Origin of the sequence: Streptomyces sp. NBC_01460 (assembly GCF_036227405.1) — a bacterium.
GTDB lineage: Bacteria > Actinomycetota > Actinomycetes > Streptomycetales > Streptomycetaceae > Streptomyces.
In genome coordinates this window covers 6,966,695-6,989,770 of record NZ_CP109473.1, presented here as the reverse complement: position 1 = coordinate 6,989,770, position 23,076 = coordinate 6,966,695, and the positions used below count along the sequence as shown (strand labels likewise).

Annotated in this window: 17 protein-coding genes; 4 read left to right on the top strand and 13 right to left on the bottom strand. The window is 74.1% G+C overall.

From position 1 onward, the window contains the following. Window positions 1–158: 158 nt before the first annotated feature. Window positions 159–1,574 carry a phytoene desaturase family protein gene (locus OG488_RS31470; RefSeq protein WP_329235110.1) on the bottom strand — a complete coding sequence of 472 codons (1,416 nt, stop codon included), beginning with the start codon at window positions 1,572–1,574 and terminating at the stop codon, window positions 159–161. 86 nt (window positions 1,575–1,660) lie between these two features. Here OG488_RS31470 and OG488_RS31465 point away from each other — a divergent pair, with 86 nt between their 5' ends. After that, entirely contained in the window at window positions 1,661–2,479 is an 819-nt protein-coding gene (locus OG488_RS31465) for a nucleotidyltransferase domain-containing protein (RefSeq protein WP_329235108.1), read from the top strand. Here OG488_RS31465 and OG488_RS31460 read toward each other — a convergent pair whose 3' ends face one another. From OG488_RS31460 to OG488_RS31425, 8 genes are all read right to left on the bottom strand, one after another. Beyond that, window positions 2,480–3,331 carry an inositol monophosphatase family protein gene (locus OG488_RS31460; protein WP_329235105.1) on the bottom strand — a complete coding sequence of 284 codons (852 nt, stop codon included), beginning with the start codon at window positions 3,329–3,331 and terminating at the stop codon, window positions 2,480–2,482. Between the two features lie 45 nt (window positions 3,332–3,376). Beyond that, on the bottom strand, window positions 3,377–5,242 hold the full coding sequence (locus OG488_RS31455; RefSeq protein ID WP_329235102.1) for a gamma-glutamyltransferase family protein: 1,866 nt from the start codon (window positions 5,240–5,242) through the stop codon (window positions 3,377–3,379). A gap of 91 nt (window positions 5,243–5,333) precedes the next feature. Next, the gene (locus OG488_RS31450; RefSeq protein WP_329239143.1) at window positions 5,334–6,290 is read right to left on the bottom strand and encodes an ABC transporter ATP-binding protein; all 957 of its coding nucleotides are present in this window, start codon (window positions 6,288–6,290) and stop codon (window positions 5,334–5,336) included. A gap of 71 nt (window positions 6,291–6,361) precedes the next feature. Then, on the bottom strand, window positions 6,362–7,456 hold the full coding sequence (locus tag OG488_RS31445) for an ABC transporter ATP-binding protein (RefSeq protein WP_329235099.1): 1,095 nt from the start codon (window positions 7,454–7,456) through the stop codon (window positions 6,362–6,364). Further along, complete coding sequence (locus OG488_RS31440; protein ID WP_403910437.1) at window positions 7,453–8,343, bottom strand: ABC transporter permease; 891 nt, start codon at window positions 8,341–8,343, stop codon at window positions 7,453–7,455. The genes OG488_RS31445 and OG488_RS31440 overlap by 4 nt, the downstream gene beginning before the upstream one ends. Next, window positions 8,340–9,293: an ABC transporter permease gene (locus OG488_RS31435; RefSeq protein WP_329235096.1), complete on the bottom strand. Its 954-nt coding sequence runs from the start codon at window positions 9,291–9,293 to the stop codon at window positions 8,340–8,342. Before OG488_RS31435 ends, OG488_RS31440 begins: the two co-directional genes overlap by 4 nt. Then, complete coding sequence (locus OG488_RS31430) at window positions 9,290–10,795, bottom strand: ABC transporter substrate-binding protein (protein ID WP_329235094.1); 1,506 nt, start codon at window positions 10,793–10,795, stop codon at window positions 9,290–9,292. The genes OG488_RS31435 and OG488_RS31430 overlap by 4 nt, the downstream gene beginning before the upstream one ends. Window positions 10,796–11,170: 375 nt before the next feature. Next, window positions 11,171–15,046 (bottom strand): CHAT domain-containing protein, encoded by a 3,876-nt coding sequence (locus OG488_RS31425; protein WP_329235091.1) that lies wholly within the window; start codon window positions 15,044–15,046, stop codon window positions 11,171–11,173. A gap of 81 nt (window positions 15,047–15,127) precedes the next feature. On the opposite strand from OG488_RS31425, the gene OG488_RS31420 reads away from it, so the two are divergent. From OG488_RS31420 to OG488_RS31410, 3 genes are all read left to right on the top strand, one after another. Continuing rightward, window positions 15,128–15,523, top strand: coding sequence for a hypothetical protein (locus tag OG488_RS31420; protein ID WP_329235088.1), 396 nt, complete (start codon window positions 15,128–15,130; stop codon window positions 15,521–15,523). Window positions 15,524–15,569: 46 nt separating this feature from the next. Then, window positions 15,570–16,496 carry a hypothetical protein gene (locus tag OG488_RS31415; protein ID WP_329235086.1) on the top strand — a complete coding sequence of 309 codons (927 nt, stop codon included), beginning with the start codon at window positions 15,570–15,572 and terminating at the stop codon, window positions 16,494–16,496. 216 nt (window positions 16,497–16,712) lie between these two features. Beyond that, on the top strand, window positions 16,713–17,777 hold the full coding sequence (locus OG488_RS31410; protein ID WP_329235083.1) for a lipoate--protein ligase family protein: 1,065 nt from the start codon (window positions 16,713–16,715) through the stop codon (window positions 17,775–17,777). A 29-nt stretch (window positions 17,778–17,806) separates the two neighbouring features. Here the strand turns inward: OG488_RS31410 and OG488_RS31405 are convergent, their stop codons facing one another. From OG488_RS31405 to OG488_RS31390, 4 genes are all read right to left on the bottom strand, one after another. After that, window positions 17,807–19,198, bottom strand: coding sequence for a diaminopimelate decarboxylase (locus OG488_RS31405; RefSeq protein WP_329235080.1), 1,392 nt, complete (start codon window positions 19,196–19,198; stop codon window positions 17,807–17,809). Window positions 19,199–19,352: 154 nt separating this feature from the next. Further along, on the bottom strand, window positions 19,353–20,993 hold the full coding sequence (locus OG488_RS31400) for a PucR family transcriptional regulator (RefSeq protein WP_329235077.1): 1,641 nt from the start codon (window positions 20,991–20,993) through the stop codon (window positions 19,353–19,355). A 73-nt stretch (window positions 20,994–21,066) separates the two neighbouring features. Then, the gene (locus OG488_RS31395) at window positions 21,067–21,573 is read right to left on the bottom strand and encodes a nucleoside deaminase (protein ID WP_329235075.1); all 507 of its coding nucleotides are present in this window, start codon (window positions 21,571–21,573) and stop codon (window positions 21,067–21,069) included. 115 nt (window positions 21,574–21,688) lie between these two features. Then, the gene (locus OG488_RS31390; protein WP_329235072.1) at window positions 21,689–22,936 is read right to left on the bottom strand and encodes a YncE family protein; all 1,248 of its coding nucleotides are present in this window, start codon (window positions 22,934–22,936) and stop codon (window positions 21,689–21,691) included. Window positions 22,937–23,076: the final 140 nt, after the last annotated feature.

Below are 23,076 nucleotides of genomic sequence, written 5' to 3'. Positions count from 1 at the left end.
TGGTCGCGCCACGCACGGACCGGTGCGGGAGGGCGGCGACCGGGGACCCGTCTCCCGCGGCCCGCCACCGGGGCATGGCGTGGGCGTGCGTATCCCCGTGAGGGCAACGGCGGGCGTACGGCGGTGCCGGCGCCCCCGCGGTCCGTACTCTCCGCCGCTCACCGCGCCCTCAGTCGCCGCCACACCGCCTTCGCCGCGTGGTGTCCGGACATGCCGTGCACGCCCGGGCCGGGCGGGGTGGCCGACGAGCAGAGGAAGACCGCGGGGTGGGCGGTGGCGTACGGCACGCGTGCGAGTTTGGGCCGGAGCACCGTCTGCAGTCCGGCGAACGCCCCGGTGGCGATGTCGCCGCCGACGTAGTTGGCGTTGCGGGCGGCGAGCCGGGGCGGCCCGGCGACCGCGCGCGCCAGGACGAGATCGCGGAACCCGGGGGCGAACCGCTCCAGTTGGCGCTCGATGACCTCGGTGGCGTCCCCCTCCCAGCCCGCCGGTACGTGCCCGTACACCCAGAAGACGTGACGGCCCTCGGGGGCGCGGCCCGGGTCGACGATGCTGGGCTGCGAGGTGATCAGGAAGGGGACACCCGGATCACGGCCCGCCACCGCGGCGCGCAGGGACGCGTCGATCTCGGCCGCGGTGGGGCCGACATGGACCGTGCCGGCCCGCCGGGCCTCCTCCGCCGTCCAGGGCACCGGGCCCGACAGCGCGTAGTCGATCTTGAAGCAGGAGGGGCCGTAGCGGTAGCGGTCGTAGGCGCCGCCGAGCCCGGCGATCCGCGCGAGGGCGGTCGGCGAGGTGTCGAAGACGTACGCGCGGGCGGGCGGGAGCTCGTCGAGACGCTTGACCTCGACGCCCGTGCGGATCACGCCGCCCTGCTCACGCAGGAAGGAGGCCAGGGCGTCCGAGACCGCCTGCGAGCCGCCTCGCGGCACGGGCCAGCCGTTCTCGTGCGCCGCGAGCGCGAAGAGCAGGGCGATCCCTCCCGTGGCGAAGCCGCTCGCCGGCGCGATGGCGTGCCCGGCGAGCCCGGCGATCAGACCGCGCGCCTTCTCCCCGCTGAACCGCCGGGAGAGCAGGGTGGCCGGCTGGACGGCGTCGAGGCCGAAGCGCGCCCAGCGGTACGGATCGCGGGGCAGACCGTCCCACGGGGTGCGCAGGAAGTCGGCGGCGAGCGTGTCCCAGTGGCCGGTGAAGGGCGCGACAAGTCTGCGGTAGGCGCCCGCGTCCGCCGGGCCCAGCGACATGGCGCTCTCCCCGACGGACCGGGTGAGCACCGCCGCGGAGCCGTCCGGGAAGGGATGGGCGAGCGACAGCGGGGCCTGGAGCCATTCGAGGCCGTGCCGGGCGAGCGGCATCGCCTTGAAGGCCGGGGATCCGATGCCCAGCGGGTGCACGGCGGAACACGGGTCGTGGCGGAAGCCGGGAAGGGTCAGCTCCTCGGTGCGGGCCCCGCCCCCGACGGTCTCCCCCGCCTCGAACACCTCTACGGCGAAGCCACGGCGGGCCAGTTCGGCCGCGGCCGTCAGCCCGTTGGGGCCCGCCCCCACGACGACGGCATCCAGCATCGATGGCACCTTCGGACTCCTTCGTCAGCCGATGGCCAGGGCACCCAGGATATTCGCGCGCGCCGACAACGGGCGCCCGGGTAACCTCCCGCCCGATGAACAACGCGTGTGCACCCTCACCGACCGTCGCCGCGATGGCCTCCCGGCTCGCCCGGGTGCCCGGTGTCGAGGCCGTGGTCCTGGGCGGAAGCCGGGCCCGTGGCACCCACCGCCCCGATTCCGACTGGGACCTGGGCCTCTACTACCGAGGCGCCCCGGACCTGGCGGCCCTCACCGCGCTGGCCTCCGAGGCCCAGGGGACGCCGGTCGAGGTCGCGGGGCCCGGCGGGTGGGGGCCCTGGGTGAACGGCGGGGCGTGGCTGACGGTGGACGGCGTCGCCGTGGACTGGATCCTGCGCGATCTGGACCGGGTGGAGTCCGTGTGGTCGGACTGCCGGGAGGGCCGCTTCGAGGTGGGGATCCAGCCCGGTCACCCGCTGGGCTTCTGGTCCTCCTGCTACGTGGGTGAGGTCGCCCTGGCCCACGTGATCGAGGACCCGCGCGGTGTCCTGACGTCTCTTCAGGAGGCGACGCGCACCTACCCCGAGCCGCTGCGCCGCGCCCTGACCGACGCGGCGTGGGAGGCGGACTTCTCCGTGGCCTCCGCCCGCAAGTCGGCACCGTCCGGGGACACGCTCCATGTCGCCCTCTGTCTGTCGAAGGCCTTCGGGGTCCTCGCCCAGGCCCTGCACGCCCACCACCGCGCCTGGTGCCTCAACGAGAAGGGCGCGCTCGCTTCGGCCGCCGCCCTGCCGGACACGCCGGCGGACTTCACGGGCCGGGTCTCTTCGGCCCTGCGCGGCCTGGACGCGCACGCGGTGGAGGAGGCGGCCGGCATCGTCCGCGACGTCGTGGCCGTCCTGGACGCCGGCTGATCAGCCGGCGTCCGGGCCGCGCAGCGCGCGCAGGATCCGGTCCGCCGTCGCCCGGTCCCTGGCCGCGGTGAACGGCAGGTCGTTCCCGCCGGTGATGCGGTACGGCTCGCCGGAGAGCGTCGACTCGGTGCCCCCGGCCTCGGAGACGAGGAGCAGCCCCGCGGCGTGGTCCCAGGCGAGCTCCCAGTTGAAGGCGACCGCGTCCTGCGCCCCGCAGGCGACGGCGAGGTACTCCAGGCCCGCCGAACCGCACGCGCGGGCGTCGATGCCCTCGGTGCGCAGGCCCAGCAGGGCACGCTTCTGGGCGTCCGTGGTGTAGTCGGGGTGGGACATGGCCACCTTGAGCACCGCGCCGGGCGCGGGCGAACCGCTGCGCACCGTCGTGCCGTTGAGCGTGGCGCCCCGGCCCCGTACGGCGACGGCCATCTCGTTGAGGACGGGGGCGTACGTCCACGAGGCGTACACCTCTCCGTGCCGGGCGAGTGCCACCAGGGTGCAGAAGCCGGGCTGGCCGTGGACGAACTGGCGGGTCCCGTCGACCGGGTCGACGATCCACACGGGGGCGTCACCGCCGAGCGCGTCGTAGACCGCGGGGTCGGCGTGGACCGCCTCCTCGCCGACGACGACGGAGCCGGGCAGCAGCCGGGTGAGGGCCTCGGTCAGGTACTCCTCGGCGAGCCGGTCCGCGGCCGTGACCAGGTCGTGCGGCCCGCTCTTCTCGACGATCTCGTGGGCGGCCAGCTGCCGGTAGCGCGGCATGATCTCGGCGGCGGCCGCCGCCCGGACCACCGCCTCCACCTCGGCCGTCGCCCCGGCGTGCCCGGCGGTCCCGTACAGGAAGTCATCGATCATGACTCCAGCTAAGCACGGCCCGCCGGGTTCACCCCGGGCAGGTGGTCAGCGGCCGACGGCGTACCCCTGCATCCCGCGCGGGTTGGCCGCGGCGGAGAGGACGCCGGTCTCCGGGTCCCGGGCGACGGCGCACATGCGGCCCTCGGACCACGGGTCGCCGACCGTCACGTCATGGCCCCGGCGGCGCAGTTCCGCGACCACCTCCGGGTCGATGCCCTCCTCGACGGTGACGCTGCCCGGGCGCATCCCACGGGGGAAGAAGGATCCGGGGAAGCTGTCGTTGTGCCAGTTCGGGGCGTCGATGGCGCCCTGGAGGTCGAGGCCGCCGCGGACCTCGGGGCGCAGCGCGACCGCGAGGAAGAAGTGCAGCTGCCACTGGTCCTGCTGGTCGCCGCCGGGGGTGCCGAACGCCATGACGGGGACACCGTCGCGCAGGGCGAGGGACGGGGTCAGCGTGGTGCGCGGGCGACGGCCCGGGGTCAGCGTGTTCGGCAGTCCCTCGTCGAGCCAGGCCATCTGCAGGCGGGTGCCGAGCGGGAAGCCCAGCTCGGGCACGACCGGGTTGGACTGGAGCCACCCGCCGCTGGGCGTGGCGGCGATCATGTTGCCCCAGCGGTCGACGATGTCGAGGTGGCAGGTGTCCCCCCTGGTCGCCCCGTCCTCGGCCACGGTCGGCTCGCCCGCACGGTCCACGGTGGCCGTGGGCTCGCCCGCGCCCTCCTTGGCCACGGTCGGCTCGCCCGCGCCGGCGACCGGGATGCCCATGGCGTCGAAGCCGGATTCTCCGGAGGCGACGGCGTGGGCGTGGGCGCTGAGGACCGGGGTGCGGCCACCGGGGCTGCCGGGGCGCAGCTCCAGGGAGGCGGTGTCCTCGATCAGGGCGCGGCGTTCGTCGTTGTACGTCCCCGAGAGCAGCGTCTCCAGTGGCACATCGGTGGCATCGCCGTACCACGCCTCCCGGTCGGCCATGGCGAGCTTGCAGCCCTCGACGAGCAGGTGGACGTAGTCGGCGGAGCCGTACGCCGGGAGCTCGGCCGGGAGGAGGGCGAGCTGCTGGAGGAAGGCCGGGCCCTGGCTCCAGCCGGCCGCCTTGGCGAGCGTCCAGCCGTTCCAGTCGTAGGTGGCGGGTGCCTCGTACGACGCGGACCAGTCCGCGAGGTCGGCGGCGGTGAGGGTGCCGGTGTGGCGGGTCCCGCTGGTGTCCATGGTGGGAACGGCGGCCTGGCGGACCAGTGCCTCGGCGATGAATCCGGTGCGCCATATCGCGCGGGCGGCGTCGATCTGCGCGGCGCGGTCCTCGCCGCCCGCCTCCTCGGCCTCGGTCGTCAGACGGCGCCAGGTCGCGGCGAGGGCGGGGTTGCGGAAGAGCTTGCCCGGTTCGGGCGACGTGCCGCCGGGGAGGTAGACCTCGGCGGAGGTCGGCCACTCGGTCTCGAAGAGCTCGCGGACGGTCTCCACGGTCTGGCCGACGCGCTCGACGGGGGCGTGGCCGTCCTCGGCGTATCCGATGGCGTACCTCAGGACCTCGGCGAGGGTCTTGGTCCCGTGGTCGCGCAGCAACAGCATCCAGGCGTCGAAGGCGCCGGGCACGGCGGCGGCGAGCGGTCCGGTGCCGGGCACCAGGTCGAGGCCGAGCGAGCGGTAGTACGCGGCGGAGGCGCCTGCGGGGGCGGGGCCCTGGCCGCACAGCACCTGTATGTCGCCGTCCTTCGGCGCGAGGATCATCGGGACCTCACCGGCCGGGCCGTTGAGGTGCGGCTCGACGACGTGCAGGACGAATCCGGCGGCGACGGCCGCGTCGTAGGCGTTGCCGCCGTCCTCCAGGACGGCCATCGCGGACTGCGAGGCGAGCCAGTGGGTGGAGGACACCATGCCGAAGGTGCCCTGGAGGGTGGGGCGGGTGGTGAACACGGATACGGCTCCTTGCTGCGGCGTGCTGTCTCGGTGGTGCGGGGCGTTCGCGGATCGTACGTACCGGGGGGGCGGGACCCCGGCGGGCGGGTCAGGCAGCCGCGTCGGGGGCGGTGCCGTCGTCGGCGACGAGATGGCAGGAGACCTGCCGGCCGCCGGGGACCTCCCGCAGGGCGGGGACCTCGGTGCGGCAGCGGTCGACGGCGAGCGGGCAGCGGGTGTGGAAGCGGCAGCCGGCCGGCGGGTCGAGGGGGCTGGGCAGCTCGCCGTGCAGCACGATGCGCTCGCGGGAGCGCTGGGCGACCGGGTCGGGGACCGGCGCCGCGGAGAGCAGCGCCTGGGTGTAGGGGTGCTTGGGGGCGGCGAACAGCTCGGCGGTCGGCGCCTGTTCCACGATCTGCCCGAGGTACATCACGGCGATCCGGTCGGCGAGGAACTCGACGGCGGCCAGGTCGTGGGTGATGAACAGGCAGCCGAAGCCCCGGTCGCGCTGGAGGTCGGCCAGGAGGTTGAGGACGGACGCCTGGACCGAGACGTCGAGCGCCGAGGTGGGTTCGTCGGCGACGACGAGGTCGGGGTCGCAGGACAGGGCGCGGGCGATCGAGATCCGCTGGCGTTGCCCGCCGGACAGCTCGTGCGGGTGCCGGTCCGCGTGCTCGGGACGCAGGCCGACCTGGCCGAGCAGCTGCTCGACCCGCTCCCGGGCGGCCGCTCCGCGGGCGCGGCCGTGGAGCCGGAGGGGCTCGGCGATGATCTGGCCGACCGTCATCCGCGGGTCGAGCGAGGACGACGGGTCCTGGAAGACCAGGTGGAAGTCCTTGCGCAGCGGGCGCAGCGCCCGGCGGGAGAGGTGGCTGATGTCGGTGCCGTTGATGTGGACGGTGCCCGCGGTGGGTTCGTCGAGGCGCACGGCGCAGCGGCCGACGGTCGACTTGCCGCTGCCCGACTCGCCGACGAGGCCGACGACCTCACCGCGGCCGATGGTGATCGAGACGCCGTCGACGGCCCGGACGGTGCCGCCGCCGGAGGCACCGAAGTGCCGTTCCATGCCGCTGATCTCCAGCACCGGGGGGTGCGGGGCGTCGTCCTCGCGCGGGGCGGGGACGGCCTGTGCGGTGGTCACTTTCCGGCCTCCTGGTCGGGGCGCGCCTCGGGGCGCGCGGGGGTTTCGGGGGCGGCCTCGGCATCGGTACCCGCGTACGGGTGCCAGCAGGCGGCCCGGTGCGCCGCGTCCGCCCCGGCCTCGGGGTCGACGGCGCGGAAGCCGGGGCGGCTGCCCGTGCAGGTGTCGTCGGCGCGGGAGCAGCGGGGGGCGAAGGTACAGGCGTCGGGCTGGCTGTCCAGGCTGGGGACGAGGCCGGGGATCTCCGGGAGCCGCCGCTTGCCCTCACCGCCGGGCCGCAACACGGCGCCGAGCAGACCACGGGTGTAGGGGTGGCGCCCGGAGGCGAACAGGTCGTGGACCGGGGCCTGTTCGACGGCGCGCCCGGCGTACATCACGAGCACCCGGTCGGCCGCGTCGGCGACGACCCCGAGGTCGTGGGTGACCAGGACGATGGCGGTGCCGAGGCGCTCGCGCAGGGACTGGAGGACTTCGAGGATGCCGGCCTGGACGGTGACGTCCAGCGCGGTCGTGGGTTCGTCGGCGATGAGGACGGCGGGGTCGCAGGCCACCGCGATGGCGATCATGACGCGCTGCCGCATGCCGCCGGAGAGCTGGTGCGGGTACTCGTCGATGCGACGGGCAGGTGCGGGGATGCCGACGAGTTCGAGGAGCTCCACGGCGCGCGCCCTGGCCTCCTTGCGGCTCAGCCCCTGGTGCCGGCGCAGCACCTCGCCGATCTGCCGGCCGACGGTGAGGACCGGGTTCAGCGAGGTCATCGGCTCCTGGAAGATCATCGCGATGTCCTTGCCGCGGACCTTCTGCAGCTCCTTCTCCGAGGCGCCGACCAGCTCACGCCCGCCGAGCCTGATCGAACCGCCGATCCGGGCGGTCGGAGGCAGCAGCCCCATGGTGGCCATCGAGGTGACGGACTTGCCGCAGCCCGACTCCCCCACCACGGCGAGGACTTCGCCCGGCGCGAGGTCGTAGGAGACCCCGTCGACCGCGTGCACGGTGCGGGTGTCGGAGTGGAAGGAGACCGACAGGTCGCGCACGCTCAGCGCCGGCTCGGCCGCCGCCTTCCGCACGGGTTCGAGAACGGTCTCGGTCATCGGGTCCCTCCTCGGGGGTCCAGGACGTCACGCAGCCCGTCACCGAGCAGGTTGAAGGCCAGCGTCGCCGCGACGATCGCGAGGCCGGGGAAGACGGCCAGCCAGGGCGCGGGCGCCAGGAAGGACTGGGCCCCGGAGAGCATCACGCCGAGCGAGGGGTCCGGCGGCTGGACGCCGAGGCCGAGGAAGCTGAGCAGCGCCTCGCCGATGATCGCGGCGGGGATGCCGACGGTCGCCTGGACGATCAGGGCGGAGGTCGCGTTGGGCAGGATGTGCCGGAAGAGGACGGTGCCGTCCCCGCCCCCGTTGGCGACGGCCGCGGCGACGTAGTCCACGTGCTTGAGCCGCAGGGTCTCGGCGCGGGTGATCCGGATGACGGCGGGGATCTGCGAGATGCCGATGGCGATGGTCGCGTTGGTGAGCGACGGGCCGAGGATCGCGGCGAGTCCGACGGCGAGCACCAGGAAGGGGAAGGCCAGCATGGTGTCGGTGAGGCGGGAGACGGCGGTGTCCGCGAAGCGGCCGTAGTACCCGGCGAGCAGCCCCAGCGGGACGCCGACGAGGAAGGCCAGCACGACGGCGACGAGACCGACCTGCATGGACGCGCGGGCGCCGTGGACGATGCGGGAGAGCTGGTCGCGGCCGAGGTCGTCCGTACCGAGCCAGTGCGCGGCGCTCGGCTCGGCGAGCACGTTCCCGAAGTCCGGTTGCGAGGGGTCGTACGGGGCGATGAGCGGGGCGAACAGGGCGGCGAGGACGAAGACGGCGGCGATGACCGCGCCGGTGAGGGCGAGCCGGTTCCTGCGCAGGGCGCGGAGCTTGCCGCCGCCGGGCTTCCGGCGGCTCGCCTCGGGCGGGGTGGGCAGCACTGTGGTCGCGGTGGTCACCGGGCACCTCCGAGCCGGATGCGCGGGTCGATGACCGAATAGACCACGTCGACCAGCAGGTTGATGAGGATGTACGCGGCGGAGGTGCAGAGCACCACGGCCTGGAGCGTCGCGTAGTCGCGGGTGAAGACGGCGTCGATGGTGAGCTTGCCGAAACCGGGGAGGACGAAGATCTGCTCGGTGACGACGGCCCCGGAGATCAGGTGCCCCAGCTGGAGGCCGAGCACGGTCACGACGGTGACCAGCGAGTTGCGCAGCGCGTGTCCGCCGATGGCGGAGCCCTTGGACAGGCCCTTGGCCCGGGCGGTCCGTACGTAGTCGGCCGAGAGCGAGTCGAGCATCGCGGCCCGGGTCTGCCGCATCACGACGGCGGCGAGGCCGGAGCCGAGCACGATCGCGGGCAGCACCATGCGGCGCAGGTTGTCGACGGGGTCGGTGCCGAAGGGCACGTAACCGGAGGCGGCGAACACCGGCACGGCGATGGCGAATCCGAGGACGAGCACGATGCCGAGCCAGAAGGTCGGGATGGAGAGGCCGATCAGCGCGATGGCGTTGGCGAGCCACTCCTCCGGCTTCCCGCGCCGCACGGCGGCGACCACGCCGGCGCCGATGCCGACCACGATCGCCAGGAGCAGCGAGAGCGCGGCCAGCTCCAGGGTGACGGGCAGGGCCTGCCCGATCGCGTCGGCGACGGGGAGTCCGGTGCGGGAGGAGGTGCCCAGGTCGCCGGTCAGGGCGTGCCCGATGAACCGCGCGTACTGGATGACCACGTTGTCGTTCAGTCCGTAGCTCTCCCGGATCGCGGCGAGGGCCTCGGGGCTCCGCTCCTCACCGGCCAGGGCGAGCGCCGGGTCGCCGGGCAGCGCCCGGATGCCGGCGAAGACGACGACACTGACGAGGAAGAGCGTGATGAGGGACTGACGCAGGCGCGTCAGCAGGTACTTCGTCATCGGGTGTACCCCGCATTCCTGACCCGGACCAGTCCGTCGCCGTAGACGTGGATGCCCGCGATGTCCTTGCCGGCGACGACGTAGTTCTTCTGCCGGTAGAGGTAGATCAGCGCGTGGGCGTCCTGGACGCGCCGGGTGAGTTCTTCGTAGATCCGGGTGCGCCGGGCGGGGTCCGCGACACTGCGCCCCTCGGCGATCAGCTTGTCGATCTCCGGGTCGCCGAGACCGTAGGCGTTCATGGCGCCGGCCGTCTTGAGGAAGTTGGAGACGTTGCCGTCCGGGTCGAGCCGGCCGGACCAGCCGCTGGTGAAGACGTCGTAGTCGCCGCCGTCGGTCTCCGCGAGCATGGTGGCGTACTCGGTGGGCCGCAGCGACAGCTCGAAGCCCGCCTCCTTGACCATCGCCTGGAGCACCTGGCCGACCCGCCCCTGCTCCGGGGTGGTGGACGTCTTCAGCTCGATCTTCACCGGGGTCTTCACCCCGGCCTCCTTCAGCAGTTCCTTCGCCCGGTCGACATCGCGCCGGGGGCAGTCCTCCGGCGCGACGCCGGGGGCGATGGCGGACTGCGGGGAGACGGGGCCGCAGGCCGGCTCGTACATGCCCTGGAAGACGACCTTGTTGAGCAGATCGCGGTCGATGGCGAGCTCGAAGGCCTCCCGGACGCGGACGTCGCGGGCGAGCGGGGTGTCGAGCTTCCCGGGCTTCTGCCCGAGGCCCTTCACATTGCCGACGTTGATCCCGATGCCCTGGTAGCCGAGCGAGGGCGAATTGAACAGCTGGAGCTTCGGCTCGGTCAGAGCGCTCTGTACGTCGACAGGGGCCATCTGGTCGCCGACCTGGAGGTCACCGGAGCGCAGGTTCGCGAGCCTGACGTTGCCGTCGGGTATCGGCTTGTAGACCACGCCGTCCAGGTGGACCTTGTCGGCGTCGTAGTAGTTCGGGTCCTTCTCGAGCACGATCCGGTCGCCGCCGACGCGTTCGACGAAGCGGAAGGGGCCGACGCAGGACGGGTGGTTGGTGAAGTTCTTCCCGTACTTCTTGAGGGCGGCCGGTGACATCACCATCCCGGCCCGGTCGGCGAGCACACCGGTGAGCGGGACGTAGGAGTGGTCGAGCGTCAGACGGACCGTGAGCGGTCCGGTGGCCTCGGCCCCGGCGACCGGGGCCAGTTCGGTGCCGCGCGCGGATCCGGGCAGATCGCGGTGGCGCAGCAGCGAGGTGACGACCGCGTCGGCGTCCATGCGGGTCCCGTCGCTGAACTTCAGCCCGGGGCGCACCTGGATGGTGACCGTACGGCCGTCGGCCGAGGTGGTGGGGAGCGACGCGGCGAGCTGCGGCACGAGGGTGCCGTCCTCGTCGATGTCGTAGAGCTTCTCGCACATGCCCGCGAAGACCGTGCGGCCCACCAGGGTCTGCGCGAGGCTCGGATCCAGTTTGTCCGGATCCGAGTTGAGGGCGACGGTGAGGGTCCCGCCGTCGCGTACGGACCGGTCGTCGGTCATGCGCACACCACCGACTTCGGTCGCCGAGGACTGCAACGACGCGCAGCCCGAGGTGAGGGACACCAACGCAACCGCCACCAGGGCAACCGCTTTTCGGCGCACGGGGGCCTACCTCCCGCCAAGGGGTGATCAAGGAATATCGCAGACCGTATTTCGCATACAGTCCGCAAGGCAAGGCCTCCGCTCACATAGCGGACAGCTTTTACCTGACGATCGGATAACGAGCACCGGACGCCCCTGGCGAGGACTACCGGTACGGCCGCTCACGGCAGGGCGTCAGGGCTTGGCGGGCCGGGACGCGGCAGCCCCGTCGCGCCTCGCGGCCGTATACAAAGCGGAGCTGCATGCTCCGCATCTGTGTTCCACCCCTGGCCCTCAGGGGCCCACATGCACCTGGCACGCCCACAGGCTGGGGGTCGCGGGGTACGCCGCGCGCACGGTGCGCACCGCCGTGTGCAGGGCGTGGGCGGTCCGGGAGACGTCCAGCGAACCGTTGCCGGTGTGCAGGGCCCCGTACACGTCTGCGGCCATGTCGGCTCCGACGGTGTCGTCCACGTGCCACAGCGAGCCGATGACGTGGGGGAAGCCCGCCATCTGGAGGGCGCTCACCAGGTGGACCGCCTCGTCGGCGAGCTCGGGGCTGGTGCGCAGGGTGTCGCAGGCGGAGAGGTAGGCGAGCCGCACCGCGGGCAGCCGGAGCCGGGAGAGGTCGCCCACGGTCAGCGGGTGTTCGCCGTGGTCGTGCAGGACGAGCAGGCTGTCGGAGGGCCGCCGGGGATCGCCCAGCCCGTGGCAGGCGAAGTGCACGCAGGCGTGCCGGGGCAGGGCGGAGACCACCGCGGACCGGGTCGCGGACGCCCCCACCAGCAGCGTGGCGCCGGGCAGTGACCGGGACAGGTGCTCCGCCTCGCGGCGCGCGCCCGGCAAGGGGCCTGCCCCGGCGGCGTCCGGGACGGCGACGACGAGGACACCGTCGTCCGCCGGACGGTCCGCCGGGCGCGCGACCCGTTGCCTGCCGTGGTGCAGCGCCCGCAGCGTGGGCGTGTACGAGGAGACCACGCGGTCCAGCGCCCCGGGTGTGCCGTCGGCCGGGGCGGCGGCGTGCAGCGGCAGGGTGCGCAGGCTGCCGCCCGGGGACCACCACAGGCGGGGCCACGGGCCCGAGGGCACGGACCTGATGCCCAGGCGGTCGAGGACGGGGCCGGTGGCCCCGTGCCACAGCCAGTCCAGCGTCTCCCGGACGGCCTGCTGGGCACCCAGCGACTGCTTGCGGGAGGTGCCGGGCGTCTCGATGCGGGCCAGGGCGTCATCGAGCGCCTGCCGGCGCGACGCCACCTTCTGCGGGACGAGTTCGGGGAGCGGTACGGAGTCGATGGCACGCTCGGTCACGATCAGCGCGTCGCTGCCGTGCGAGGAGACGTTGACCAGGACCACGGGCCCGCGCGCGGCCGTCGCGCACACGTCGCGCTCGTCCCACTCCCGCACCGGACGCAGCAGGCCGAGCTCGGGGTGCTCGGTGCGGATCCTCCCGGTGAGCTCCTGCCACTCGGCGGCCAGCCGCCGGCGCAGTTCGGCTCGGGCCGCCTCGGGCACACGCGGCGCACCCACGGCCTCGTCGAGGAGGTCCCCGCCGCGCGGATGCGTGTCACCGGTCGTGACGTCGAGCGCGTCACGCAGCTCCTCGAAGCGGGTGGCGAGGTCCGGGGCCGCCTCCCGGAGGCGGGTCAGATCACTGTCGGTGTCGAAGGCGTGGGAGAGCATCACGCCTCTGGCCTGTTCGAGCAGACCCACCGCGAGTCCGGGCCGGCCGCACCGCACGGCGCAGGCCGCGGCGTCGGCCCCGAGCCCGGCCGTCCGGCCCAGGAGGAACTCCTGGTCGTCGCGGACGAGATGACGGGGAGCGACGGAGGGCAGCAGATCGACCGCCACCTCGTACCCCTCCAGGGCGCGGGCGTGATCGCCGCGTTCCGCGCAGGACAGGCCCCAGGCCCGGGCGGCGGACAAGCGGTCCGAGGGCGGGCACTGCTGCTCCAGGGCCGCGGCCCTGAACACGTCGGACGCCTCGGCCCGCTCGGCGTCCGTACCCCGGTCCCACAGGGCCTCCCCCAGTCGCGTGAGCCGCCACGCGGTCCAGGGGTGGCCGCGCGGGGTGGACTCGACCGCGCGGCGGAGCAGCGTGAGCAGCTCCTGCCGGACCACCGGCGACCACGCGGCGGCGGACCCGGCGCGCCGGGCGCGGGCGGCCAGCGTCAGGGCGCCGGGCAGTTCGGGTGAGTCCGGCGGCAACGCGGCGACGACCGCGTCGGCCAGCCTGCGCGACTCCTTCGCGTCGCGGCGCCGTCGCGTGAGGTCGTGGCGGACGAGGAGGGCACCCGCCAGATTGAAACGCCGCCGGGGCACCAGCGGGCTGCCGGCCGGGGTGAGATCCAGCGCCCCTCTGAAGTGGGTGATCGCGTCGTCGAGCCGGTCGACAGGTGCCGCGTCGCGTTCGGCACCCGCCAGCAGACCGAGGCCCGTCGCGCCCAGCAGCAGCGCGCGATGGGCGTCGCCGAGTCCGGGCAGCAGGGTGGCCCGGTGACGGCAGTCGCGGGCTTCCCGCAGGTCCTCGCTCGCCTGGGTCAGTTCATGGCGCAGGTCCAAGGCCATGGCCAGGTTGACCAGCCGGAGCCCGAGGATCTCGTGTCCCTCGGGAGTGAGGGCCACCGACTCCCGGAAGGCGTGCACGGCCTCGTTCAACTCGTCGGGCCCTCCCGACCGTTCGTAGCTGCTCTGCAGCACCCGGCCGAGGTCGCTCAAGGTGACCGGCCGGGCCGTGTGACCCGGTGCGGCGAGTGACTCGGCCCGCCGCAGGAGTCCCAGGGCCTCGTCCAGATCCACCCCGTTCCGGACCGGGTCGAGCTCGTACCGGGTGAACAAGGTCATCGCCGGGACGAGCAGACGTGTCACGTGACGTGCCGTCACCTCCCGGGATGTGGCCAGCACGTCGGACAGATGTGTGATCGCCCCGTCCAGGTCGGCGGGATCGCCCTTCAGCAGGAAGCGAGCGCGCAGCGCGTTGCCGAGGGTGTTGAGCACGCCGGTGCGCTGTCCGGGCTCCCGGCACGCCTGGAGTGCCCGGGTCAGGACACCGACCGCTTCGTCCAGGTCACCGGGTCGGCCGAGACGCTGGTGCCGGTGCAGCAGCGCGAGGCCCAGGTTGAGACACGTCCCTGGCCCCTCCGGGTCCACGAGCGCGGCCCGGCGTCCCAGATCCACCGCCTCGTCGTACTCCTCGGGCTCACCGCCCCACCGGTCCAGCCGCAGGCTCAGGGCCGCCGCCAGGTTGCTGAGACAGCCCGCGAGGTGCGGGCTCCCGGCCGGAAGCTGGTCGATCACGTCCCGGGCCATGCCGATCGCCTCGTCCAGGTCGTCCGGGTCGTGCGCCTGCTGGTAGCGCTCATGGAAGTGGAGGCCGAGGTCGTTGAGGGCGTGGATCCGGCCGGCGGACCCGGCCGGCATGCGCTTGAGTGCGCGGTACGCGAGGACGATCGCCGCCTCGGTGCCACGGACGGCAGGTGCCGCGGCCGGAGGGCCCGTGTCCGTGCCGCCCGCCTTCCGGCTCGGGGCGTCGCCGTCCGCCCGGTGCCGGCCGGCGAGGGTGAAGGCGTGTCGCAGATCGGCGCACCGGTCCTCGTAGGCCGGGTCGTGCTCGGGTGTCGCCGCGACGGCGAGGATGCCCATCGCGAGCCCGGTGTCGAGCAGCGCCTCACGCGAGGGCGCCTTGGCGGCCGCCCGTACGGCCAACTCGTACAGCCGGCGGATGCCTTCGGGGGCGTCCGGTGGCGGATCGTACTGCTCCCCCTCCGCCGCGATCATGGACGCGACGCACTCGGCCGACCACTCGGCGGGGCCGTCGGCGCTCTCCGGGTCGGGGCGCTCGTGGGGGTCGGTGCGGTCGAAAGCGGCTGCCAGCACCGGTGGCACGAGCTGGGGATCGTGCGTCCAGACCGGGAAGAGGAGGATGCCGGCCATGGCCCGGTGGACTCCGGCCCGTTCACCGGGGAGAGCCGACACCCGGGCCACGGCGAGCCAGCCGGCGGCGTGCCGGGCCTCCAGGTCGGTCGCCGTGTCGACGGCGCTGAGCAGCGAGCGGAGTTCGGCGTCGGCCTCCGGGGCGAACACCACGTCCCCGTCCACCCGGCCGTCCGCCGTCGTGGCGCGCGCGAGACGGTCACGCATCGCCTGGAGGAGATGACCCCGTTCGTCCCTCACGCTCTCGGTCTCCCCGTCGTCGGCTCCGGGTCCTGCGGCGACTCACCCTTGGCTCTGCCCGCTCTCCGGCACAATTGGACCATGACTGAACTCTCCGACGGCGGCGAACTGGCCCTCAGGACAGCCGAATTGTGCGCCCTGCTCGGTTCGCCGGGCGAGCTGCGGCGGATGCCGGAGGTGCAGGCGGCAGCGGACGGCGCGGCGGCCCTGCTGCGGTCGGAGGCGGGCGCCGCCGACCTGACGGCCGCCTACGACGTCCTCGACCAGGCCTTGCGCCGGGCCGGGTACGCGAACGGGCTGCTCGCCCGCGCTCGAAGCACCCGACCCCCAGGCCTCCGGGTGCACGTCAAGGTGGCCGTGTGCCCCGGGCCGATACGCTGCAGCAGGCTCGAACGGGCCGGTGACCTCCGCCCTGCCCCGCCCTGCGCCATCAACGGCGACCGCATGCGCAAGACCCGTCTGGAGCCGGCGTCGTGACCCGCGTCGCGATCGGCGTCGTGACCGCCCCGGCCCTCCCGACCGCATGAACCCGCTCCTCGCCACCATGGGCACCAAGCTCACCGAGCGCTGGCTGAACCTGCTGGTGCTGCCCGGCGCCCTCTTCCTCGCCGTCGCCGCCGCCGGCACCGAGCTGGGACACCGTCGTTGGCACGACCTCGATCGGCTGCGCACCACCCTGGACGAACTCGCCGCGCGCCCCGCGATGGACCGGACCGGCACCGCCGTACTCCTGGTCGCGGGGGCCCTGCTCGCCGGCGCGGCGGCCTCACTCGCCGCGCAGTTCCTCGGCAGCGCGATCCAGCTGTACTGGCTGCGCTCCGCCCGGGACCCGCTGTCGTACGCCCTCGTGGACCGGCGCAGGCGTAAGTGGCGGCGCCGGGACGGGGAGCTGGAGGCTGCGTTCCGCCGAGCCACCCCCCTCGCCGCCGAGGACGGCGAAGGCGTGACGGTCGCACCCCGGAGCGAGCGACGGATCCAGGCCCTCACCGCCGCCCGCGACCGTGTCGCTGTCCGCGAACCCGTGCGGCCCACCTGGTACGGCGACCGCATGCAGGCGGCGGCGGACCGCGTCCAAGCGGCCTACGGCATGGACCTCGCCGCACTGTGGCCGCGCCTGTGGCTGATCCTCGCGGACCCGACCGGGCAGCAGATCCGCTCGGTACGCACCTCCTTCGACGCGGCGGCCCGTCTCACCGCCTGGGCCGTGGGCTACGCGCTGCTCGCCTTCTGGTGGTGGCCGGCCGCGCTGATCGCCCTCGGCTGCGGGGCGGTGGGCCGCTCCCGCGCCCGCAGCGCCCTGGACTCACTCGCCGAGCTCATCGAGGCCGCCGTCGACGTCCACGGCCGGGAACTCGCCGAGCGGGTCGGTCTGGTCGGGACGGACTCGACCGGGCTGCTGCGCCACGAGACCGGGGACCAGATGTCGGAGCTGTTCAGGAAGGCCGACTGACGGCGTCGGCGGCAGTTGTCCGCGCGGCCCCTGGCGGGTCGGCGGGCTCTGTCCGCGCGGCCCCGGGCGCACTCCGGGCGCCACGGCCACGCGTACCGGTCACGCCCCCGTGCACCGAGGGCGCATTAAGGTGCAATACGACGCATGTGCGCGTTCATCCGGATGCCGGAGCAGCAGGCTCGGGACCCACGCCGCGCACGGGAAGGGAACGAAGCCGTGCATGGCGAGTACAAGGTGCCCGGCGGCAAGCTTGTCGTCGTGGATCTGGACGTCGAAGGAGGCGTCCTCCGCGACGTGCGTGTCGCCGGGGACTTCTTCCTGGAGCCCGACGAGGCGATCCTCTCGATCAACAGGGCCCTGGAGGGCGCCCCTTCCTCCACGGACTCCCCCGGCCTGGCGGCCCGGATCACGGCGGCACTGCCGGAGTCGACCGTCATGCTCGGACTGACCGCGGAGGGCGTCGGCACCGCGGTCCGGCGCGCCCTGGGTCATGCGACCGAGTGGAGCGACTACGACTGGCAGTTGGTGCACATGGAGCCGCAGGCCCCGGCCCTGCACATGGCACTGGACGAGGTCCTCACCGCGGAGGTGGCCGCCGGGCGGCGGGCGCCCACGCTGCGCGTCTGGGAATGGGCCTCGCCCGCCGTGGTCATCGGCAGCTTCCAGTCGCTGCGGAACGAGGTGGACCCCGAAGGGGTGGCGAAGCACGGCATGTCGGTGGTCCGGCGCGTGTCCGGTGGCGGAGCCATGTTCGTGGAACCCATGAGTACGATCACGTACTCGCTGTCCGTGCCGGAGTCGCTGGTCTCGGGCCTCTCCTTCGCCGACAGCTACGCCTACCTCGACGACTGGGTCCTGGGCGCGCTGGGTGACATGGGCATCAAGGCCTGGTACCAGCCCCTCAACGACATCGCCACCGATGCCGGAAAGATCGCGGGCGCCGCCCAGAAGCGGATGGTCGGCCCCGACGGCGGCCCCGGAGCCGTCCTGCACCACGTGACCATGTCCTACGACATCGACGCCGACAAGATGCTGGAGGTCCTCCGCATCGGCAAGGAGAAGATGTCGGACAAGGGCACCAGGAGCGCCAAGAAGCGCGTCGACCCGCTCCGCCGCCAGACGGGCCTCGCCCGGGAGCAGGTGATCGAGAACATGATCGCCTCCTTCCGTGACCGCTACGGGCTGACCACCGGCGCGGTCACGACGGAGGAGCTGGCCCGGGCCGAGGAGCTGGTGCAGACGAAGTTCGCCACGGAGGAGTGGACCGCGCGGGTGCCGTAGGCACGACCGGTACGGGAACTGACGGCGCCTCAGGACTCGTCGGCCGCTCCCAAGGACACCAGCGCGTCGGCGTGGGCGAGGCCGCTCTCCGCCGCGATCTCGTCGAGCGTCTGCGCGGTGCGGACCGTCGTCAGCCGTACGCCGCCGTCCCGCCCGGCCACGAAGCCGTGGACCGCGGGCCGCGGCAGGCTGTTGTACGCCCAGTGCGTCGAGAAGTAGTAGGCGCCGGTGTCGTACAGGACGACGAGGTCACCCTCCGCGAGTTCCGGCAGTTCCTGGCCGTGGGCGACGACGTCACCCGCGAAGCAGCACGGACCCGCGATGTCCTGGCGCAGCGGCGCGCCGGTCCGGGGGCCGCCCTCGGCGTCGAAGGCCCCGACCCGCAGCGGCCACGCCTCGGGCATCAGGACGGTGCGCGTGGCGGTCTGCGCTCCCGCGTGGGTGACGGCGATGCGCCGGCCGCCGGCCTCCTTGGTGTACTCGACACGGGCGCCGATGAACCCGTTCTTGGCGAGCAGGGAGCGGCCGAACTCGGTGACGAGCGCGTAGCGGCCGTCGAAGAGGTCCGGGACGGCCGCGAGGAGCGCCCGGGTGTACTCGGCGAAGGACGGGCGCGTCTCGTCGTCGTCGAAGTTGACGGGCAGCCCGCCGCCGATGTCGAGGCTCGTGATCTGCCGACCGCCCAGCGTCCGGTTGATCTCCTCGGCCAGCCGGTACGCCTCCGCGACGCCCTCGGCGATGAGTTCCAGCGGGCATCCCTGGGAGCCGACGTGGGCGTGGAGCCGGGTCAGCCACGGGCGTTCGGCGAAGGCGCGCACGACGCGCTCGCGCGCACCCGGGTCGCGCAGGGCGACCCCGAACTTCGAGGTCGCGGTCGCGGTGCTCATCGCCCCGATGGAACCGCCTCCGACCTGGGGGTTGACGCGCAGTCCGACGACCGACGCGCTGTGCGCCGGACGGAGCGCGTCGAAGCGGCGCAGCTCGTCGAGGTTGTCGGCGTTGACCGCGACGCCCCGGGCGAGTGCCTCGCTGATCTCCTGCCGTGTCTTGGCGGGCGAGTCGAGGACGATGCGCGAGGGCTCGACCCCGGCGTCGAGCGCGATGCGCAGCTCCCCCGGGCTCGCCACCTCGCAGCCCATGCCGAGCCCGGCGAGCAGCCGGAGGACGGGGACCAGGGAGGCGGCCTTGACGGCGAAGGTGTGGAGCACGTCGGGGGCGGCGGCGAAGGCGGCGTCGAGGCTCCCGACCGAGGCGCGGATCCCCTCGGTGTCGAGGAAGCCGGCAACCGGCTGTTCCTCCGAGAGGAGTCCGGTGGCGACGGCCCGGCGCAGCACGGCGGAGACACGCTGTGCCGGTGAGAGGTCGGCAGGCTCCGGGGAAGGGTCGGCAGGTTCCGGGGGGAGGTCGCTGGGAGGTGTCACGAGGGCCTTTCCGGTGAGGGCTGCGCCACGGGTGTGCGCGCGGCGTGGCGGTACGGGGAAAGGCTGACCCCCGCACCCCTTGCCCGTCTTCGTCGCCCGGGACAAAGCGGCACCTGCATCTTGGCCGGTCGGACGAGCACTGCCCCGAACCCCCTCAAATCACTCCCGTGAGTCGCACCGCCAGGGTCAGGACCAGCCGGGTGTCGGGGTCGTCGAGGTCGAGGCCGAAGCGCTCACGGACCCTCCGCAGCCGGTACCGGAGGGTGTTCGGGTGCAGCGTCAGGCGCCTGGCGGCCCCCGGGACGTCCCCGGCGGTCTCCAGATAGGCCGCGAGGGAACGCACCAGGTCACCGCCCGTGGCGAGGTCCGCGCGGATCAGCTCGTGCACGGGACCCGCGCCCGCCTCCCACACCGGGCGCACCGCGTCGAGCAGGTGCAGGGCGTCGATCGTCTGCCCGACGTCACCGGGGCCGGCGTGGCGTACGGGGCGGGGGTCGCGCCCTCGGGCCTCCCGCTCGCGCAGTGCGCGGACGACCAGCAGGGCCGTCCCGTACGACAGCGAGGCATCCAGCCCCGACCGTACGGTCTGTCCCACGCCGATCCAGACGGGTGCCGTGTCCGGGATGCCGGCCGCCAGCGCGTCGAGCTCCCGGGCCAGGGCGAGGGCCTCGCGCCGGCCGTCGGTGTCGTCGCCCACGGGCAGCAGCACGGCGACCTGGTCCTGTTCACGCAGAGCACGCGCCGTGGACCGCGACACGGTGGCCTGGACGGCGAGCGCCTCCAGGGTGCGGTCGGCCCCCGCCCCTTCGGCGTCACCGCGTACGGCGACGACGACGGCGCACGGGGTGTCGGGCGGAAGGCCGAGCGACCACAGGTGGGCGCGCCGGTCACCGTCCGCGTGCAGCAGTCCGCGCAGGGCGTACGCCTCGCGCCGCACGGTGCCGCTCTCGCGCAGCCGGTGCCGGAGCAGGTGGGGCACGGCGAGGGCGGCGGCACGGCGCAGCACCTGGGCCGCGTCGGGCGAGAGCCGCCGGCCGTCGGCCGCCGCCCACAACGAGCCCAGCATCTCGCCGCCGCTGCGGACGGCGACGACGAGGCGTTCGGGGCTGTCGCCGTCGGCGGCCCGGTGGATGACGTCCTGGGAGGTCCAGAGGGTGCGCAGCAGTCCGCTGCGGCGCAGTTCGGCGACGCGTCCGTCGGGGACCCGGCCGCCCAGGATCGTGGACCGGCGCACCCCGTCCGCGTCCGGACCTGTCGCGGAGTGGGCCAGCACGCGGAACCGGGTGTCCTCCACCGTGATCGAGCCGCGGAGTTGACGGGCGGTGGCCGAGGCGAGAGCCGGGAGCCCTCCGTCGGCAGCGGAGTCCGCCATGAGGTCGCCGCGGCCCGCCGACGCGAAGGCCGACGCGGACCGCAGCAGCGCGAGGGTGTCGCCCCAGTCCGCCCACGCGGCCCGGGCGAGCAGCGCGATGCCGCACTCCTCGGCCGCCGCGAGGGCCTCGGCCGGTACGGGCACGCCCTCCGCCTCCCGCAGCACGACGGCGGCGGCGCCGCGCCGGGCGGCCTCCCGCACGGCGGCGGGGGCGGCCGTCGGATCCGGCGGGAGCCCCGCCGCCAGCACGATCCGCCCGCCGTGCGGGTGCGCCGCCCCTTCGTCTCCGATGATCACGCCGTGGACCACGGGGTCCTGCCCCGCCGGGGCGAGCAGGAGGCGCAGGACGCCGTCCTCGTCGTGGGCGAGGACCTGGCGGAGCGTGACGTGGTCCGGGCCGCCGCCGATGGTGCCTGACGTCATGCGCCGAGGATACGAGCAGGGAGCGGGCCCGCGGAGTACGGGACCACCTGGGGCAGGCGGCCGGACGCGCGGGTCAGGGGCGGTGCCCGGCCCCCGTGCGGAGCTCACGGTGCATCGCACGCATCCGGTCGGTGAAGGCCGGGACCGGTCCCTGCACCTCCAGGCCCGGCACGACGGACCTGATATCCAGCGGGACCACCGCCGGCGGTGCGACGCCGAGTTCGCCGAGCCACTGGGTGAGCTCTGCCGAGGAATGGGCGTAGACGATCTTCCCGAGGCCCACCCAGCCGTGCGCCGCCGCGCACATCGGGCAGTGCTCACCGGAGGTGTACACCACGCACAGGGGCCGTTCCCGCGGGTCCAGGTGCTCCGCCGCCCAGCGGGCCAGCTCGAACTCCGGGTGCTGGGTCTCGTCACCGGAGGTGCGGACGAGGTTGCGGGCCTCCCGCAGGACCTCCCCCGCGGCGTTCACCAGGACCGAGCCGAAGGGCTCGTCACCGGCGTCGAGGGCTTCCGCGGCCAGGTCCACGGCCCGGGTCATGTGGCGGAGTCCGGCGTCGGTCAGCTGCACGGTCGTCATGCTCGCTCTCTCTCCTCGCGGACGTCCCGCTCGTGGGGGACGCCGGGGCGGGTGCCCGGATCCGGAGCGTTTCAGTCCGTTCTCTCGCTGTCCACGCGGCGTCCCGGACCGGGCTCTACAGCACCGCGATGCCGAGGGGCCGGGCGCCCGCCTCCACGCGCCGCACCTCGCCCGTCGCGACATCGACGACGCTGAGGCCGTTCCAGTACCCGTCCCGGGTGAAGCCGCCCGAGACGTACGCGGTGCGGCCGTCGGCCGAGACGGCGACGTCCTCGTGCGGACCGTCCAGGGGGATGACACGCTCCTCGCCACCGGGCGCGCGGACGGTCAGGGACGGGCCCTCGTCCTCGGCGGGGTCGATGGGGCCCGTCCCGACCACGTACAGGGTCCCGTCCTCGGTGACCACCGCTCCGTGCTGGTGCGTGTCGGCGGTCATGCGCTCGATCCGGACCCGCCCGCTGTCCGGGTCGACCACCGCGAGGCGTTCACCCTCGAAGGGGAGGAGGAGCGCGCCGTCCGAGGGGCGTACGGCCGTGTAGTGCGGCTTCAGCCAGGAACCGAGCCCGCCCTCCGTGCCGTACGGCGCCACCTCGATGCGGCGGCTCCTCCAGGTGCCCGCGTCCACGACCGTCACGCCGAAGGAGTCGTGGTCGGTCGTGTAGACCTGCCGGCCGTCGCGCGAGACATCGACGTCGAAGGGGCGGCGCCCGACCGGGACCGCGGTGACCACCCGCCGCTCCCGGGTGTCGACGACCTCCAGGGTGCCGTTCCCGCCGGGGACGTTCACCCCGACGTACACGTGCGTGCCGTCCGGTGAGAGCGCGATCCCCATGCCGCCGCCCCGGTACTCCCCGGTCGACACGGGGCCGGTGTCGGTCTCGTACGGAATCAGCGCGGTGCGTCGGCGGGTGGCGGTGTCCACCGCGGCCACGCCCTCCGCCGTCGCCACCCATGCGGTGCCGTCGTCGGCGAGCGCGATCCCGTACGGGGCGGTGCCGACCTTCACCGAGCTCCGCCCGGACCCTCCGTCCGGCTCCGAGGGGTCGAGGAAGGTGACGCTGTCCGCCCCGAAGTCGGTGACCAGGAGCATGCCTTCGGACGTACGGACGGGTCCGTCTCCGGTGGGCGCCGGTGCCGACGGCCGTGCGGACGCCTCGGCGGGGGCCGCCCCGTCGTCCCGTGCCTCCGCCGGGCCCGCCCCGCCGTCCGCGCAGCCGTCGAGCACCGCGCCGAGGAGCACCGCCCCCGTGAGGGCCGCCAGCCGTCTCCGGACGACCGGTGTCCGGGTGCCGGGCCCGGTGGAGGGGGCCGGGGTGAGGACGGCGCCGACGGTCCGGGGCACCTCTTCCGCCCTGTGGGTCATCGCGGACAGCTCCTTGTCGCCTCGTGCGGCCCGGGGGTTTCTCCGCCGCTCCCCTCCACCCTCCACCGCGCTCGTGCCGACGCCATCGGCCGGCCGGCCGTCCGTCGGGCGCGCGACGGCTGAGGGCAGGGTCGTCCGAT

Excerpts from the sequence above, each read along its gene's own strand:
- OG488_RS31465 (WP_329235108.1), top strand. The coding sequence starts at position 1,661 with ATGAACAACGCGTGTGCACCCTCACCGACCGTCGCCGCGATGGCCTCC.
- OG488_RS31460 (WP_329235105.1), bottom strand. The coding sequence starts at position 3,331 with ATGATCGATGACTTCCTGTACGGGACCGCCGGGCACGCCGGGGCGACG.
- OG488_RS31450 (WP_329239143.1), bottom strand. The coding sequence starts at position 6,290 with ATGGAACGGCACTTCGGTGCCTCCGGCGGCGGCACCGTCCGGGCCGTC.
- OG488_RS31445 (WP_329235099.1), bottom strand. The coding sequence starts at position 7,456 with ATGACCGAGACCGTTCTCGAACCCGTGCGGAAGGCGGCGGCCGAGCCG.
- OG488_RS31435 (WP_329235096.1), bottom strand. The coding sequence starts at position 9,293 with ATGACGAAGTACCTGCTGACGCGCCTGCGTCAGTCCCTCATCACGCTC.
- OG488_RS31430 (WP_329235094.1), bottom strand. The coding sequence starts at position 10,795 with ATGACCGACGACCGGTCCGTACGCGACGGCGGGACCCTCACCGTCGCC.
- OG488_RS31420 (WP_329235088.1), top strand. The coding sequence starts at position 15,128 with ATGACTGAACTCTCCGACGGCGGCGAACTGGCCCTCAGGACAGCCGAA.
- OG488_RS31415 (WP_329235086.1), top strand. The coding sequence starts at position 15,570 with ATGAACCCGCTCCTCGCCACCATGGGCACCAAGCTCACCGAGCGCTGG.
- OG488_RS31400 (WP_329235077.1), bottom strand. The coding sequence starts at position 20,993 with ATGACGTCAGGCACCATCGGCGGCGGCCCGGACCACGTCACGCTCCGC.
- OG488_RS31395 (WP_329235075.1), bottom strand. The coding sequence starts at position 21,573 with ATGACGACCGTGCAGCTGACCGACGCCGGACTCCGCCACATGACCCGG.
- OG488_RS31390 (WP_329235072.1), bottom strand. The coding sequence starts at position 22,936 with ATGACCCACAGGGCGGAAGAGGTGCCCCGGACCGTCGGCGCCGTCCTC.